Annotated in this window: 10 protein-coding genes and 1 tRNA gene; 5 read left to right on the forward strand and 6 right to left on the reverse strand. The window is 54.5% G+C overall.

From position 1 onward, the window contains the following. Window positions 1-38: 38 nt before the first annotated feature. On the forward strand, window positions 39-329 hold the full coding sequence (locus ABD971_RS03030; protein WP_339945488.1) for a hypothetical protein: 291 nt from the start codon (window positions 39-41) through the stop codon (window positions 327-329). A 136-nt stretch (window positions 330-465) separates the two neighbouring features. Then, on the forward strand, window positions 466-1161 hold the full coding sequence (locus tag ABD971_RS03035) for a hypothetical protein (RefSeq protein ID WP_345319286.1): 696 nt from the start codon (window positions 466-468) through the stop codon (window positions 1159-1161). Between the two features lie 98 nt (window positions 1162-1259). Here the strand turns inward: ABD971_RS03035 and ABD971_RS03040 are convergent, their stop codons facing one another. The 4 genes from ABD971_RS03040 to ABD971_RS03055 all read right to left on the reverse strand — a co-directional run bounded on the left by ABD971_RS03040 (window position 1260) and on the right by ABD971_RS03055 (window position 10751). Next, on the reverse strand, window positions 1260-2666 hold the full coding sequence (locus ABD971_RS03040) for a tetratricopeptide repeat protein (protein WP_345319288.1): 1407 nt from the start codon (window positions 2664-2666) through the stop codon (window positions 1260-1262). After that, the gene (locus ABD971_RS03045; protein WP_345319290.1) at window positions 2663-4006 is read right to left on the reverse strand and encodes an AAA family ATPase; all 1344 of its coding nucleotides are present in this window, start codon (window positions 4004-4006) and stop codon (window positions 2663-2665) included. Before ABD971_RS03045 ends, ABD971_RS03040 begins: the two co-directional genes overlap by 4 nt. 535 nt (window positions 4007-4541) lie before the next feature. Beyond that, a complete protein-coding gene (locus ABD971_RS03050) occupies window positions 4542-8672 on the reverse strand; it encodes a hypothetical protein (protein ID WP_345319292.1) in 4131 nt (1376 codons plus the stop codon). Between the two features lie 399 nt (window positions 8673-9071). Further along, window positions 9072-10751, reverse strand: a complete 1680-nt coding sequence (locus tag ABD971_RS03055; RefSeq protein ID WP_345319294.1) for an alpha-keto acid decarboxylase family protein — start codon at window positions 10749-10751, stop codon at window positions 9072-9074. Between the two features lie 375 nt (window positions 10752-11126). Here ABD971_RS03055 and ABD971_RS03060 point away from each other — a divergent pair, with 375 nt between their 5' ends. Together ABD971_RS03060 and ABD971_RS03065 are read left to right on the forward strand one after the other, a co-directional pair. Further along, entirely contained in the window at window positions 11127-12923 is a 1797-nt protein-coding gene (locus ABD971_RS03060) for a proteasome accessory factor PafA2 family protein (protein ID WP_345319297.1), read from the forward strand. Between the two features lie 295 nt (window positions 12924-13218). Next, window positions 13219-13303, forward strand: a tRNA-Leu gene (locus ABD971_RS03065). Between the two features lie 411 nt (window positions 13304-13714). Here the strand turns inward: ABD971_RS03065 and ABD971_RS03070 are convergent. Further along, on the reverse strand, window positions 13715-14605 hold the full coding sequence (locus ABD971_RS03070; RefSeq protein WP_345319299.1) for a hypothetical protein: 891 nt from the start codon (window positions 14603-14605) through the stop codon (window positions 13715-13717). 98 nt (window positions 14606-14703) lie between these two features. Further along, a complete protein-coding gene (locus ABD971_RS03075) occupies window positions 14704-15102 on the reverse strand; it encodes a hypothetical protein (RefSeq protein ID WP_345319301.1) in 399 nt (132 codons plus the stop codon). Between the two features lie 883 nt (window positions 15103-15985). Here ABD971_RS03075 and ABD971_RS03080 point away from each other — a divergent pair. Further along, window positions 15986-16933, forward strand: a complete 948-nt coding sequence (locus ABD971_RS03080; RefSeq protein WP_345319302.1) for an ankyrin repeat domain-containing protein — start codon at window positions 15986-15988, stop codon at window positions 16931-16933. The last annotated feature ends 247 nt before the right edge of the window (window positions 16934-17180 follow it).

The raw sequence follows: 17180 nt of genomic DNA on the forward strand, positions 1-17180 counted from the left end.
AAACGCGGTGGCACGAGACAGCTAGGGCTTTGATTGTCATGACAAGATATCGCCACCGCTACTTCTTTTTCGGTTTACTACTCGTGTTGCTCGGTGTTCAGTTCCGAATGGTCGATTCATTTGTCCTCAATGAATCCACCACGCGCACGCTGGCTCGGTTCAGCGAAACAACCACCGCGACCAACACGACCACCCTCGATTCGATCTTGCTGCGGGTTCACCCCAAGCCGATGAAGCGAGTCCAACCGCCGCGTTGGTTGGGTCTTTCCATGATTGCGTTTGGCGCCGTGATCACGCTGCATGCGTTTGCAATGCCAAAAGAGAATTGAATTTTGACACCCAATTCACTTTGAAAGATTCCCGAGACCTGTTGCGTTTTGCCCCGTTCGTTCCCGGCCAGCATGGAAGCCGTTATCCGAGGAACCGTTTCATTTCCTGAAACTGTTACCACTGCGATATTCTGTCATGCTGCTTTTACCGCTCTTGCTGCTGTGGGCCCGTACGCCAATGTATTTTTCGCGATACCTGATGGCATGCCTGATCCCGACCACAACGCTGATCGCGGTATTGACTCCGTTATTCGTCGTGACACTCGATGGCAGTGTTTCGGCGGCCGACCGGTTCGGCGACGATTCGCAACAAAACGTAACAGGTCAAAATCGCAGTGACTTTGCTGGCGTCGGTCCTCTCGCTGAGAGTGCGTCGCGCGACAACGATTCTCGTAATCCCAAACTGACGCACCACAATTCGCTGCGTCATCAATTGCGCGAAGGCTCGGTGATTCCTCAGATCACAGGCCAAATCTCGATGTCCGGCCGCCGCTGGCTCTTCACCCCCAGCGACGAAAAGGCTCCCCAAACTCATTCGCCCGATAACCGGCTGCGAGGATCGGAAACCCACATCCGTGAATCGGTTGAAAACGGATCCCATTCGCGTGTGTTTACCACTTCGATCGAAACGTATGAACGCGAATCGACGCCCGCCCGCTCCCCGTCGCAATACAAGTCACTCGAAATCGTTGAAAACCTAGTCTTGCAGCGGGTCGTCAATGCAATTCGCGCCGATGCAAACGATAGCCAGTGGACGATCACCGCGCGCGTTACCGAGTTTTTTGACGAGAATCGGCTGATTCTGATCACCGCCCAGCGATCGGCCCAGTAGCGATCGGCCCAGTAGCGATCGGCCTGAAAAAGGAGATCGTCTCGCGACGCGCCAAGGATTTCTCCTCGGCATGACTTAACATTTCCGCTGGCAGCGGATTAACGTGCGTCCTGCAGTCCGACCACGATCACCAGTCCGATGAACGCCATAACGGCAAGGGCGGCGAATCCAAGCAGTGTCCCTCCGATTATCCACACCATCTTTCCGGTGTCCGTTCCTCGTTTGGGTGAGACCGAGACCAAGGCATTGGTCAAAAACTGAGCCGCGATCGAACCGTACAGCAGCGGTGTGAAAAACAGGCCCGCGATACCTCGCAGCCCTCGGCTGACATTTCCTTCGATGAAATAGCTGCCAAACGAACTCGCGACGACCACAACGGCCAAGAATCCCAACGCGATCGTCGTCAGCGACAATGTCGCTCGCGGCCACCCCTCTTGGCAACTATAAATTCGTCCCAGCGGCGGGATCAACAGCATGCATGCCAACGCACATCCCAACAACGGCGACGATCCGGTGACAAAGTAGCCGGCTACCAACACAATGCCGCTGAGCACGCAGACACCCACCCAAGTCGAACTGCGGATCTGGTGTTCGGACAACGCCAGACGACCAAATTTGCTCGTCCGTAAAACGAGATTAAACAGCGGGCTGGCGACCCACGTCATCAAGGCAAACGCGATGTAGGCAATCAACAGTGGTTGCAGCCACGGAGACCACTCGGGATGGTCGTCGGCGAAACCGGACAACAAACGGAACCCGATATAGGCACCGATGATCACGCCCCACTGCGCTTTTTGTTGCAGTTTCTGCATCCACAGAAACCAATTCAACATGATCCGGTAGATAAAATAACGAGACTTCATCGCCTCGATGATCCCGGCGCGAGCCCATTCCATTTCCGGGTTTAGCCGCAGCGCCTCACGAAAGTGTTCCATCGCCTTCTCGGGCTGGTTCTGCTCGAGCAGCGTCCATCCCATGTTGGCATGCGCGTACTCGTCCTCAGGAGCCCGCTTCAAAGCCGCGCCAATCGCTTCCTCTGCTTCGATTTTTCGCCCCAATTTGACCAGTGCCATCGCTCGCAGGTTAGTGCACCCCACGGACTCGGCATCCAGCGAAAGCCCCAATTCGGCCGCTTCGAGCGTTTCTTTCCAACGATGTTGGTTGAACTGGATTTCCGCAAGTTTCGCAAAATAGTCGGGGTTGTACGGATCCAGCCCCACCGCGGTTTCGATGGCGGTTTGAGCAGCCGCGTATTGGTTGCGATTGGCCAGCACGATCGACTGAGCGTAAAAGACAAACGGTTGGTCCGGCGCCAAATGGATCGCCAATTCGGACTCCGATTGCGCATCAGCGTATTGCTTCGTTTCCGAGAAACAGATCGCCAGTACGGCGTGTCCCATTGCGTTATCGGGATCCACCGCCAACAGTTGTCGCAATTCGTCAATCGCCATCTCATGACGAGATTGCCCCAGCAACATTAACGCGCGTTGTAGGTGTGCGTTCATAGATTCAAGTACTTTAACACGTCGTCGTAAATGCCGCCCTGGTTCGAATAAATCGCATAATTGCGAGCGGTGGAAAACCATTCTCGCGTGGTCGGACGCAGCGTTTTCGCCGCAGCGATCATATCCCGGGTAATCAGCGGTTTGGGGATGCCTTCTTTTAGCGCCAACCGCAGCTTCTCTTCGATTGCTTGATCGACCACCGCTTTCATATCGGCCCCCGAAAACTCGGGTGTTTTCTTCGCAACTTGAGCAAAATCGATCGCATCCTGAGGTTTGCCCTTCAAATGAATCCGCAGCACCGAAGCGCGAGCTTCCAGATCCGGCGGCGGCACAAACAACACACGGTCAAAGCGTCCAGGACGCCGGAACGCAGGATCAACGTGCCACGGCGCGTTGGTGGCCGCTAACACCAGCACGCCATCATTGGACTTTTCAACACCGTCCATCTCCGAGAGAAATTGGTTGATCACATGTCGTCCCGCCCCGCTACTCATATCACTGCGGCGGCCTCCGAGCGCGTCGACTTCGTCAAAAAACAAAACGCACGGCTTGTTGTAGCGGGCCTGCTCGAAGATTTGGGCGAGATTTCGCTCGCTTTGGCCGGTCCACATGTCGAGCACATCGCTGATGCCGACCGAGATAAAGCCCGCGCCTAACTCGCCCGCCGTAGCGCGAGCCAAATAGGTCTTGCCGCAACCGGGCGGACCGTACATCAAAATGCCGCCGCCAATCTTTTTGCCATACGCCTTGTACATCTCGGGGTGTTGCAGCGGATACAAGATCTTCAACCGAATCTCTTCCTTCAACTTATCCATCCCGCCAACATCCTCGAACTTAATCTTCGGACGTTCGACTTCCGAGACAAAACTTTCGATCTCGGGTTGAGTCGATTCACGACTGCGACCTTCAACTACATCGCCATCTTGGTAGGCTTCGCCCACCCCTAGTTGGTCACCCAAAATCGGATCGGCCGACGCCGGGTCTCGCTCAAGTGCCTCTTTGTACTGGATCACTGCGTCACGCACCTTGCCTTCGCCCAGCAACAGTTTGGCAAACACAACGAACGCTTTCGCCGGCGCCGCTGCGGAGCGGCACAAATCCTCTAGGATCACCATCGCCTTGCTTTGTTCGTCGAGCGACAGATAGGCGGACGCCAGCCCAAATTTCACATCGGCATTCTCCGGCGAAAGCGAAAGCGCGCTCCGGTACTCCGTCGCCGCCTCGTCAAATCGACCGTAGTTGCACAACGTCTGAGCAAGGTGAACTCGGAGCGGAAGATTGTCAGGCGAAACCTTTAAGGCCTCACGCAATCCACGGATGGCATCGTCTTCGGGCGACATATACGAATCTTGGCGGGAGGAGCGGGCGGAAAGTCGTCTCAAGATTGTACGAGGTTGGAGATCGGCTTCCTAGTCGAGCAACGCTGTCGAGATACAAGATTTTGCCTACATGTCGCGGGGAATACTTCGCATGGAGTGGACTTTGTGAGCCAGCGGCGATAGCTCTTTCCATCGAGCGGCACGCCGCGAGCCGTCCGGTTACTGCGTGACAAAACGTTCGCATTTGACCGGGCGGCTTGCGCCGCACCGCTACAAAAACGACCTAGTTGGTGCGAAAGTAGATGGCACCGAGCGCTAGCCAGCGAGCCTCGGCCCCGCATTTTGAAGTTGCGCTATTTGCTTTCGCGGAGCGACATACTTCAATAGCCTCGGACTTTAGTCCGAGGGATTTTCTTGATCGTTCGACACAGAACGTCGCTCCGCGACGGGGTGCCAAATTCAGAACCGATAACCTTGGACTGAATTCCAAGGCTATCCCGTAAAGTGCCTCCGGCACAAAAACAGCAACTTCAAAAGCCCCGCATCGAGATCAACATCATCTCTCAGCATTCGGCTCCACCACCGTTGCTGCTAAAACCGGTTCCTCGTTGCTAACCTTGCTGAATTGTTTCCAGCCCCATGCCAGCCAACGCAACAGCGCCGCCGCTAACCACAGAGCCCACACCAGCATAAAGAGGCGATAAAACCACACCGAAATCGAAATCACGCTCGTGACGGGCAATTGCGTCCCGCTGTGCGGAGTGAACCAAATCAGCTTCGTCCGCCAAGAGTTGTTGCCGGCGATAAACATGTCTGGGTTCCCCAGCAAGCCTTCCCCTACCACGATGAACAACACCAACAGTGAGATTAGCGTTAGGAATACGATCACTGCTTGTAGTAAGTAACCCTTCCATCGGTAGCGACCGGCGCTCGGGTGCTTTCCACAGTATGCCAACATAAACAACCAACCCACGACGAACATGGATGCAAAAAGCGGCACCTGCGTTAAACCGATCGAAAGCAGCACCCATTCGTATCGTCGCAGCGGTGATATCGGAATGCTACCCAACACCAACGCCACGATGAAGGCAACGGCCAGGATCGTCCAAAAACGGACTGCCGGACCTCGTAGCGGTCCGTCGGCCCACAAAATCCAGCGATTTTCAGGCATATCCAGCTTCGTCGTCAAGTTTGACGCGTCCGCTGGCAATGTCACTGCGGGTGAATGAACGACGGTTGCGATTGTTTCGGAGCTAGTCCATTGGACTTTGACTGCTTGACGCCCTGGTCGCGCCGGGACAATCAAGTCGTTACCGCGGCGCTGGACGGGGATCGCTTGCTTGTCGAGTGTAAGCGACGTGATCTCAATCTCCGGATCCAGCGTGATGGCGAAGTCGTTCGCCAAACTGCACTCCAGATCCACGTCCAGCGTACTGGTTCGCCGCCGATCCCCCAACGAAGTCGCCAAATTCACTCTCTGGACCGTGACCGTGTCGCCAACCACCGCAATCGGGCGGCTGAACATGATCGTGACCGTTTCTCCAGGCCACGGTTGCCATACCGGGATCAATGCCTGTTCATCCTCCTCGAATACCGGAGTCAGCCCCGAGAGCGAAACGTTCCAAATCGGTGAAGTAACAAGTTGCCAACGTTCGACCCAGCGATCGGTTTCCGCAGCGGACAAGTTCACCTCGGACCGCCGCTCTAATTCGCTTTCCCATGCAAACGATTGCTGGTTCGCTGCCATTTGTACCGCGACGGCATCGTCTTTAACTTCCCTGCCCGACGTCAAAACTTGCTCGCCTTGCAAAAGCGGCACCTGAATCGAAATCGCTTTGCCCGTTGACGACAGCCGCGTCACGGTCGTGCGGACCTTCCAGACCAAGCCGATTTCCAGCCGCCGGTCGACCAAGACAACGGGATTAAATTCGGTACGATCGTATGCGGCTTCGTCTTCACTGACCTCTTGCTCTTTGACAAAGAACACCTGCCCAGCCGGCACACCGTTGCGATCCACTCCCGTCACGTTCCATCCGTCAGCATCAATCGTCACTCGCCGCGGTTTTAGCAAAAAACTCCATTCCCATTCCGTCGAATCCGCGACACGGCCGGTGACCGTGATTTCATGAATGCCTTTGTTTACCGCAATCCACAGATAGCCGTCGCGGCGAGCCACGAGCACCGGATCATCACTACCCATCGTGACGGACAAGGGTGACCAAGCGGGCAGACGTCCCGGTAACGGCACTGCAACATCGGCCGCGGCATGCACGGTCACCTTCATCGTCAACATGTTGTCCACAATGCTCAGCTCCGCCGCCGGGATCTCTGCCGCATTGGGGAACGCGTCGGATGTTTCAAGCAATCGGTCTCGCAAAGTGTTAAGCATCTCCGGCGACGGGATGCTCCGAAGTTCGATGTTCAGTTGCGAGGACTCGGTGGTCGTGATGACTGCGTCGCCGCGATTGGCAGCGTCCTCCTGAGCCATCGCCGTAACGGGTAGCAACATCAATGCGATCGCGGCAGTGGTTGCCGCAGTGCGTGACGCTGCTCGCGACCATGGCCAACGCTTTCCTCGATCACGCAGTCTTCCTCGATCACGCAGCAAGATCATCCCCAGCAGAATCAGCAAGAGGACGCGAATGCAAGTGATAATGCGATTCAATGTTAACGAGACCAGCACCGGACGAACATTTTGATCCGCCGCCACGGGACCATTCCACAAGCAAACGACGTTGTTCCAGTTCCATTGCGGCTGAGCAGGACCGGTTTGGATGACGGCTTGTGGGTCGTAGTTCAAGTTGGTGTAGCGATCGATCGTTTCGCCAAATTGTTTCGCGGCAGATTCGCGGCCTCTCCGCGTTCCCAACGACATCGCCGGGGCGTCAATTTCGAACGAAACAGCCGCGTCGGTTACCATGCTACCCGCCCGATGCTGGGCCCCAATACCACTCCACACAAACAGCCCGCGGCTGCCGTAGGACATGCCCTGCGGTTCAAGCTGGGGATAGATCACGTTCTGAATCTGCATCGCAATAAATGGCACGACACAGAGCAGCAGCACCGCTAACGTAACGTACTTCCACACGGTGATCCATTGTTTGATTTTTCCGTCACTCACCACTCGCAACAGAGCGATCGGCATCAACAACAACAGCCACGTGATTCGCGGCGATCCAGGTTCGTGATACGACAGCCCAAAAGCGAGCAGTGCGACAATCCCGCCGACAAACCCGAACAACTTGAAGACCGCCAACGAGAATACCAGCAGTAGAAACAAATCAAGCAGCGACCATGCAGTTAACCAGTCGCCGCGAACTTGATCCGTTCCGAACACCGCAAACACTCGCCAACCCGGCGGAGTCGTGATGGTCATTTCCAGCGACTCGGCGTCCGCTTGCCATCCGGTTGCCGACACCGCGTCACTCATCGGAACGCGTCCAATCGCATCCATTTGCAAATTTCGGCGGCGAATCTCAGTGCCACTCGCGCCAGTGACCGGATTCACGGTGATCAGCTGAGCTTCACCTGCGACACGCACGGCCCCCAATTCATGATCCTCCGCGACATCGAGTCGCCATATTTGCTGCATCTGTCCTTTCAACTGGTCGTGATACGTCAACATCTCGCCGTCTTCGTCGAGCCACAGTCGGCGGGTGATGCTTAGCCCCGAGCGAGCTTTTTCGCCCATGCCTCGCATCTTTTCCACCAACTGAAATGGTTTGCTGACGTCCCACTGGTAAACCGGGATATTCCGCCATTCGTTGGGATAGGTGGTTTGCGTCACATCAACCATCGGCAGGTCTTCGATCTGCGACACACGAAATTCGGGGTCGGTTTGCAGGCCGACTAATTCCATATCGGCCAGCGGTTGAGCGTCGGGGGCAAAGCGAATCTCGTTTACATCATGGGTGCGAAAGGCATCGACGTTGATCGTCCATTTACCAGAACGCACCTGAGCTTTGATCACCCCTTGTTCGTCAATGGCCACCGGAATCGGACTTTGCACGGTGGCTAATTGCCAACCTTCGGGCAACACCGATCCAAGCAATTCTTCGCGGCTCTTTCCCGACACCGTCAACTCAATCTGCGTTCGCAACCACAGCGGTATTCCATCCTCGATCTTGCGATACACTTTGACTGTCAACAGGTCTTTGTCGGTGGGCTCGCTACGCGAGCGTTTTAACCAAACTTCACCATTGGGGTCCCACGTCGGATTGACCACTTCGCTGCCATTAATCGACAGTGACACGATGCCGATCGCGGGAGGAATTTTGATTCGTTGTGGCATTTGATTCCACTGGAAATCGCCCGTCAATTTCCCTTGTCCCTTGCTCAGTTTGACCGACGGTGCACCGTTGTGCTGCACCACCACGATGGGTTCACCATCCAAGCGGACGTTCGTGGGCCAGATCGCCGAGGTCCCCGGTAGCGGCATCCAAGTTTCGTCGAATCGTTTGACCTCGAGTTCAAATGCGCCCCCGTTTTCCTCCGCCGTGAACTGCAGTGCCGAAGGCCAAACACAGATCGCCTCGGTCGCGTTGCTGTACAGTTTTGGACATTCACGATTTTGAATGTCCCACGTTACCCAATCCTGCCACGGTTTCAGCACCTCGGGGATCGAAGGCGATTGCGCCGACGCCACCGTGCAGAACATCAGCGTGCAAACGACAACAAATCGACTCAATAAACACGGATTCGAAGGGAAAGAGCGATCGGGCATATCGAGCACGCACACGGAGAGGATCAGAGGGACGTTTTGCCAAAGCGGAAAGGCCGCTATTGGCAAAGTTACGTTCGATTAGAGCCCAAAACCGCCGCATTCTTCGCAAGAAACAGGTTTTCGAGGTGCGAATGTAAGGAATGCCGATGTTTTGCCCCCTACGTAGCGGAAAAACGTCAAGAGTTTCGTCCACGCCACCGCATCGTCTAACGAAAGTTTAGACGGCTCGTTGATTTAGTGAGCTGCGGGCCGTAAGGCACCGGGTACCGCGTGGGACCCGGCCGCTGACGCGTCGCGGCTCAGCAGATCCCCCCAACCGACGAAAGTCTTGACGACTTCCGCTACGAAGAAGGGGGGGCGTTTTTATCCGACCGACTTGCTCAGCCGTTCCGCCAGTTTCCGCAACGTTTGACTGGCGTCGTTTTCTTTCAGTTTTGCTTGGATCAGGTGCGGCGAATCATTCTCGTTCCATGCTCGCTCAAGTGCCTGAATGTACTCGGACTTGGTCTGCACCAAATGGCTCACTCCACCTCCATAGACTTGCATCAAGTCGCCATAATTCCACTTGGCGATCTCGTTGTATTTCCATTCGCCTTCGTGCAGATAGCGTTCGGTTCCGTATCCGTGGTTGTCCAGCAAGATCACGATCGGATTGTGTCCGTGGCGAATCAGTGTGCTCAATTCTTGGCCTGTCATTTGAAACGCGCCATCACCGACCAGCACCACAATGCGGTGATCCGGCTTGGCCGTTGCCGCCCCGAGCGCCGCAGGAATGCTGAAACCCATCGATGCGTAATAAGCCGGGCTCAAAAATTCACTCTGCTCGTGAATCGTCAATTCCGTTGCTGCAAACAGCGAATCGCCGACATCCGCGATCACAATCGTATCCGCGTCAAGACGCTTATTCAGCTCGCGAATCATCCAACTGGTTTGCAGTAAATCGGTTCCGGCTTCGTCCGCCGATTCGGTATTTCGTGGCGGAATCAAGTTGGTCGTGTTTCGCTCCGTAGTCTGGGGCCTCGCGTCAATCAATCCCGTCAAGAACGACTTCAAGTCAACGTCGTGATAATGATGATGCGAAATACGCAGCGTTTCACTCGTCACCAAAATGCAGCGTCCTGGATCCAATTTCGCAGAAAACACGCCCAAGTTGATATCGGTCAAGAACGTGCCGAGCAACAACACACAATCGCTTTCCTCGACAAACCGCGTCACCTGCGGATCGCCAATCGCCCCCTCGTACAAACCAATGAACAAAGGGTGCCGCTCGCTCACCACGCTTTTGCCCAGCATGGTGGTCGCAATCGGAATGTTGGCCGCTTCGGCCAACTGGATCAACTGCTCTTGCAATCGAAACCGATGCATTTCGACGCCCGCTAGAATCACCGGGTTCTCTGCACTCGAAAGACGCCGCACCGTTTCTTGGATCGCTTCGTTGGTCGCCTCTTCGCTGTTACTGAACGAGACGCCGGTGTAACCATGAGTGACCGGTGGCACGACGTGTACCATGTCACGCGGCACGTCGATATAGACCGGGCGTTTGTAACGGTCACAGGCATCAAGAACGCGGTCGATTTCCGAAAATGCGGTCATTGAATCGGAAAGTTCAGTTCCTGCGATCGTGAACTTTTCGAACACGTCAATCTGAGTGCGGAAATTGCGAACCATGTGATGCAGTAACGCTCCGGTGCTGCGTTCTTTGATCCCCGGTGATCCGGAAATCACAACCACCGGCGACTTTTCCGCGTAGGCGCCCGCGATCGAATTACAAACGCTCAACCCTCCGACGCAATAGGTCACACACAGTGCCCCCATCCCGCGAATTCTCGCGTAGCCGTCCGCGGCAAACCCCGCACAATCTTCACGCGTGCAGCCGACGACGTTGATCGGACTCTTTTCGAGTTCGCTGTAGAGTGACAGCACATAGTCGCCCGGAATTCCAAACAAGTCATCAACACCGTAGTCACGCAGTCGACGGACCAAATATTGACCAATCGACACGTTCGCCGTCACTCGGCGCGGGGCTTCCTTTGACACACTCATCGCAGTCTCCTCCGAAAACGAACCCAGAAATACCAACCAGCTCGCGGCGTGTATCTTATTATACAAAAGCGGGATGCAGCGCACGCCAAAATTGCCAGCCCTGCAATCCCGCAGCCCTCCAATCGCACCCCGCGGCATTTTCCAACGCCCCCACTCCGAGTCTCCGAGTCTCCGAGTCTCCGAGTCTCCGAGTCTCCCTGTCTCCGAGTCTCCCTGTCTCCCTGTCTCCCTGTCTCCCTGTCTCCCTGTCTCCTCACTCCCCCCTCGCCCCGCCCCGGGTCTATCTGCTCGATACGGCACGCTCTAGAATGTGACGCGGTAGGGCGGCTACGTTTTCCATCACTCCCACGCCTCGGTTTTTCCAAAGTCACGATTGTGAACGCTCGTGCTTCCGCAGACAAACGCACGCCGCCCGCAGCGGCCCGCCCGCAGCGGACCACCGCGCTCGTATCGCGATTGATGGGGATGGAAACCGAATACGCCACGCTGGCCGTCGACCCTCAGAACTTGTCGTCCGAAGACCTACCCGCGTCGCTGTTTGTCTATGAACAAATCTGTGAGGCGATTCGACGCGATCAACCGACTGCCAAAGGATTATTCGACAGCGAGCAAATGTTTTTGGCCAGCGGCGGCGCGGTCACCTTTGAATCCAACCCGACGATGCACGATTTGCCCGGCGGTTTGATCGAGATCGCGACTCCCGAGGTACGCAGCCCCGAAGAACTGTTGACCTGCCAACGATCGATTGACCAATTGGTAGCCGATGCCACCGCCGATTCGGAAACTAGTTACGATCTTCGCGTGCTCAAGAACAGCTCCGATTCCTATTCGCACATCTACGGCTGCCAAGAGAATTACGAGGCCGACGTGGCGAGCGGCGTCTGGTTAGTTCTCTATCGCTTCTTTGTCTGTCTGTTGTGGATGATGCAGGTCATCAGCCTGGTCGTCTCGGTGCCGCTGCTGTGGTTGATGTTATCGATTGGTTGGATCGCACAGCGGCGACGTCGTTCGCGATCGGCGACCGCCGATTCCGCTGGCGTTCGTTCCAGTGACATTGAGCAGGAAGCGATTGAAGCAGACGATTCGCTTGGCGAACAAAATCCACAAACGACCTTTGACTCGGTTCCCCCCACCGTGGCTTGGCTTTTCGTAGCGGCGCTGCGGTGGATTCACTTTCCCATTGTTCTGGTGTTACGCTTTGTCGCTCGACATATCGCGTTTCGTCCCCAGCGCCGCTACCTGACCGCGCTATTGGCGTCTCGATTGGCGTTGTGCGGTTCCGGCGCACTTGATTACGACGGACGGTATCGGCTCAGCAGCAAGGCGATGGCGATCGATACGATCGCCGACATGGGAAGCTTTCGTGGCGAGCGACCGGTGTTTGTCTATGGGCATTGGCTAAGTCATTATTGCACGAAAACGTTTCTGTCGCTGGCGTCGACTCGAGTGATGTTCGCGCGGCGGCAACGGTTGCAGATCGGGTTGTCCGATTCCAACATGGCCGACCACGCCGAGTACGTGAAATTCGCCTCGGTGTCGTTGGTGCTCGATATGATCGAAGCGGGAGCGGTAGCTGATTTGCCTGTTTTGAAGGACAGTGTCGCCTCGATTCATCGCATTGCAAGCGATTGGAACCTAGTCTCCAGCGTGCCCACGTCACATGGAGAATTATCGGCGTTAGAGATCCAGAAGAAATACTTCTTGGCTGCAAGGCAATTTGTTGCCGAGACCTCCAACCAGTGGCTGGGCGAATCCGAGACGGTTCTGGTGCGCTGGGAATCGCTGATCGCAATCTTAGCGGCGTTTCGGCGAGACCACACACAAACGAGTGAAGCGGTTGGGCGTGTTGACTGGATGACCAAGCAACATTTGATCCTCGCACTCGGCGAAAAGGCCGAGTGGACCGAGAAGAAGAAGGTGGATTTGCGGTACCACGAATTATCCGCTGACGGTTATTTCCAGCAGTTGGCGGTAACCAAGCCCGAGGTGATTTTTGTCAAGCAGCAGAACGTCGATCGTCGCCGCCGCTCCCCTCCTTCGGGATCGCCCGCCGCCCGGCGGGGCTGGATCATCCGCGAGTTCGCTGGCGGTGACGAAGTGTTTCACACCGATTGGGCCTACGCGATGATCGGCCGCGGCCGGAAGCGAAAGCGAGTCAACTTCGATATCTAGGAGTGCCGCGGACCAAATGCGTAGCGGAAGTCGTCAAGACTTTCGACCTTTACCGGCCACGAGGAAACTCTTACGCCAGTACCGCGATCCCTGACCCCTGCGGAGTTACCCCAGCACGTGTGTCGAACCGTAAACCCTGCGACCCGCATTAGGCCAAATGCTCGTTAAAACAGGAACAATTGGACTTAAAAAAGGGGTCGGTCGGGATGCAAAAAAAGGAATCGTATTGGGGGAGTTGACGAATTGGGCCGAGGAGGCAAAACTCTGCATACTGCTAAGCGAAAGCACGACAAGAGCGGCCGTGGCGGAACTGGCAGACGCGCTAGGTTGAGGGCCTAGTGGGAGTTAATCCCGTGGAGGTTCGAGTCCTCTCGGCCGCATCAGAAAAGCCCCGTGATTCACGGGGTTTTTTCGTGCGCGGATCGAATCGTTCATCGTCAGCAATACCGGCGGAATGGACAGCAAGTGCCCCTGTTTTACCACAATTACCTGTTTTAGGTGCAACCAGTGGTGCAAGCGTTCGCGGGTCGTTGAATGGCGTCGATCCGTCCAAGTATCTCTAGGACGGCGACTACCTTGTTCCGATTACTGACCGGGAACACCGATACCCTTGCTTTTTTGAATTAGCTCAGACATACCGCTGCCTTGACGTGCCCGAATCCAAGTCAGCTGGGAGGGTCCACAGGGTCTTCAGGAGGATCAACAGGATCCAGCGGGCATAGTTGATTGGTGTCTCAGATTGCCGAAAACAAGTGCTGCAACAAAGACAGTAAGGGTTCTAAATTTGAATCTCATTGGGTCTCCAATTGATCGAGAAACGAAACACTGTTGACTATGAAAAGTTCACGCTGGAGCAAATCCAACTTTGGGCTACCATTGATCGAATGCCATTTCAGGTTGATCGAAATGGTAGGTCGATCCGTAGCTTCATAAGTGACCGTCGACGGCAGCGACGTGCCTTCGAATTGCGTAAGACTAATCTCACATTTCGAGAGGGTCTTAAGTTGTTCAATACCGTTCTTTGGCCGTGAGCTTACAATCGATAAATGGCGAATGGGCCAAAAGTTGTTTTCTTTGTCGAATTCAATTTTTGTTCCCATGGAAACGTAAGTCGACTTGTCTCGGCGACCACTTAGAACGCGAAACGGCGGCCAGTTCGCGTAACCAGCGATAACGTCGTGGTCTGCCTTTTTCAAGCTGAAATCTCCATAGAAAGCCAGCCCGAAGCTTCGAAAGTAAAACGGGTTTAACATCGCATCGTGTCGTTGACGAATGTAGCCCGTTGACCGGGTAGCAAGTGAACCCGCCTCAAAGTTTGTCATTTCAACAAAGTCGTCCTGCCTAAAGATTGCCATGTTCGCGACCTTTTTGATCTCAGGAATTTCTACCTTTCCGGTTGAGGTTTGCTCGGAACCGGCAGGAAGATCGATCAAATCACGTCTCGCGTGGAAGTACGTCTCGGTTTCCTCATTGAAGGCATAGAGCCCATACTGCTCCATCTCGTTTTTTAATTGCCCTCGTCTTTTTATCATGATCGTATATTCGAACGCGCCGGCGACAATCAAGTCCCGGCTTTCGGCCACCTTTTCCGCGAGGTAGGAAGCTTCGACGAAGGGCAAGCTTTCGAACTCCTCACGGCTGATATCAACCAATGAGCTCCACTTGCTTTTTACGCTATCCATCGGTTCCTCGCCCGACGTCGCCGGCAAGGACATTCGTGTTAACAAGACGAGCAGGACCAGTAAGGCAAATCGTCGATGGCTATTGAGTCGAACGAGCATCATTTCGAGTTTTCCTCATCCGTCAGAGTTGGATTTGAATTACGATCTACCACAACACGTGTCAGCGACACCCCAGTTACGTCATTGATGACGTCAACTGCATCACAATCCGGCGATATGATAATCTTATCGAAGCAAACAATTCGCTTTCCAATCACTCTCATGTCGGCGTTGATCGATTCACCGTTTTCGCTTCGAAGTGACAAGCTCAGATTTTCGGAAAGCGGCTTCGCCAACACTACGGTGAGCCGCTCTCCAGACGTTTCTAAGGAATCAGGGTACCGGACATTGCCCAAGTCGATCTGCAACGCTTCACCTTTAAGAAGTGAGGATGCGTCTACGTCAAAAGAGTGAGCAACGATGTCATCGGCAGAGGCGACGGATGCGACCGTGAGCAACGCGTAAGTGGCTATCGCGAATGCGAACGACCAACTTAAACCGATCCAGACTTTTTCCGCGTTTAGGCTAGACGCTCGATTCCAACATTGTAATTCTCGGTGAGTCACTAGGCTAAATCCGAAGGAATGTCAGGAAGAGCCGGTTCAATCGGCGATAGTGGAACGCTAATTTGCCAGCCCATCCTTACCGAATGCCTAGCAACTGTTGTTCCTTTTCAACCGCGACGAAAACGGGGATCATCGGTATTTGCTAAGAATGTACCGCCGATTTTGCCATGTGAATTAATCGATAACCCGTTAGATTACCGCTTATGTTTGAGCAGTCGAGACGACTCGGCGTTTCCGTTGCACAAATCAATAGCAAAGAGTGCTTCGTTTTCCGGCAGGTCATGCCTATTTTCGACTCAGAACAGTTGAGCTAATGTCGCACGGCAGCGTCGAGCGAAGAAAAGCACTGCCATGGTCAAACTGAAAAATTGAGGTGCGCTCGAGCTTACCTTCACAATGGCTATGTCACGACTCAAACCGTAATCGAGATGATGGACGATTGCCCACGCGGAACGATCAACAGCGGAAACGCAAGCATCGCCACGAAGAAGACCACCACTGACACCAAGAACGCTTTGTCAAAAAAACGGACGCCAGAATGCAGCCCGCAAATAAGCTTAGCTAAGCATAAGCCGAGCGCTGGTCTCACAAGTGAGGGTGAGACCGCGAATTCAACATCTCGACAAAGCTCTCTACGCTCAGGGTTGGGACATTTATGGCTATGAGTTCCAGTAAAGAAAACTTTTTTCATTGGGGAATGCGCCTGCGTTTGAAAACCAACCCACTTGGAATTCCCGTAATTATTACTTTGTTGATAGGAGGATGCATGGACGGCATGCCTACAGTGAAACACCCTGATTCAAAACGCACGTTTCATGAAGCAGTGGGATGGAAAGCGGAAGATTTCTTCACAGATCCCCAAGTTGTCGAATTATGCCGAGCGATCGAAGCAAACGATCTCGAGCGAATGAAACAGTTACTCGACGGCGGGGTGGATGTGAACGCAATTGGGACCGGTGGGATGACTCCGTTATTGTGGTCGTTCTTCGACAACAACGTAGAACGTTTCGAACTGCTGCTCGATCACGGTGCCGACCCAAGTGTCAAAATCACGACGAACCTCGGCGTTTCACAAGCGTTTGCTGTTGGCGACTCCGCCGCGACGCTGGCCGCACACTCGTACTACAGCAGCCTCTACGATGCTGTGGTCGGGCACGTCAAAGACTTTAATATCACAGGCGCATATGGACAGCCGTTTTTACACATCATCATTCGCGCACCAATTTCGCAGGAAGAGAAACGCCGCCGCATTCTACTCGCGATCGAACACGGTGCAGACATCCAGCAAAAGGATTCTTTAGGCACTCTCGCCACCACTGCGGTTGGTAACGGGCAGCAGTGGGAGCTAGTGCTCTGGTTGCTCGACCAAGGCGTCGATTCTAGTTATTGTCGACCGCTAGATCATTACTGCTTGGTGCACCATGTGCTTTCTCATGAGGATCGGTTAACTCCAGGCAGAGAGCAGGCGTATGTGAATCTCTTGGAACGATTACGCCAAGAGGGGCACGATCTAGACACAATCCGAAAACAACGAGAAACATTCGTCGGTCTAATGACGAATCGTGAAAAGGATTTGTACATTAAAAGTCGGATCGCCGAACAGGTTCGCTCAGGATTGCGTCCTGACCCAGAACTCGGGGAAGAAGCCAGCGAAGCGTGGTATGCGGAACGACGGCGGCAGCGGATGGTTGGACAATCCGATGACTCAGCACCGATCGAATAGGGTGTGTCGATTTCCATGCTTTCCTTGCTTCGATCAAGACTTTCTTCGACGGAAGTCGAAGAAATCTAATGGGTCAGAAGAAATCTAATGGGTCAAGAAATCTAATGGGTCAAACCCAATACTGTTCGGCACGAAAGTTGCGCATTGAATTTCACTGGTTTTTGGCACGGCGTTTGCGCATTGGGGCATCTTTGGCGGATGGTCCGCCAGTTTGACACGCAGCGGATGAACCAGTGCCGAAGCGACT

This window comes from Novipirellula rosea, assembly GCF_039541335.1.
Lineage (GTDB): Bacteria > Planctomycetota > Planctomycetia > Pirellulales > Pirellulaceae > Novipirellula > Novipirellula rosea.

Coding starts and splice junctions, on each gene's coding strand:
- ABD971_RS03080 (WP_345319302.1), top strand. CDS start 15,986: ATGCCTACAGTGAAACACCCTGATTCAAAACGCACGTTTCATGAAGCA.
- ABD971_RS03045 (WP_345319290.1), bottom strand. CDS start 4,006: ATGTCGCCCGAAGACGATGCCATCCGTGGATTGCGTGAGGCCTTAAAG.
- ABD971_RS03070 (WP_345319299.1), bottom strand. CDS start 14,605: ATGGATAGCGTAAAAAGCAAGTGGAGCTCATTGGTTGATATCAGCCGT.
- ABD971_RS03040 (WP_345319288.1), bottom strand. CDS start 2,666: ATGAACGCACACCTACAACGCGCGTTAATGTTGCTGGGGCAATCTCGT.
- ABD971_RS03030 (WP_339945488.1), top strand. CDS start 39: ATGACAAGATATCGCCACCGCTACTTCTTTTTCGGTTTACTACTCGTG.
- ABD971_RS03055 (WP_345319294.1), bottom strand. CDS start 10,751: ATGAGTGTGTCAAAGGAAGCCCCGCGCCGAGTGACGGCGAACGTGTCG.
- ABD971_RS03035 (WP_345319286.1), top strand. CDS start 466: ATGCTGCTTTTACCGCTCTTGCTGCTGTGGGCCCGTACGCCAATGTAT.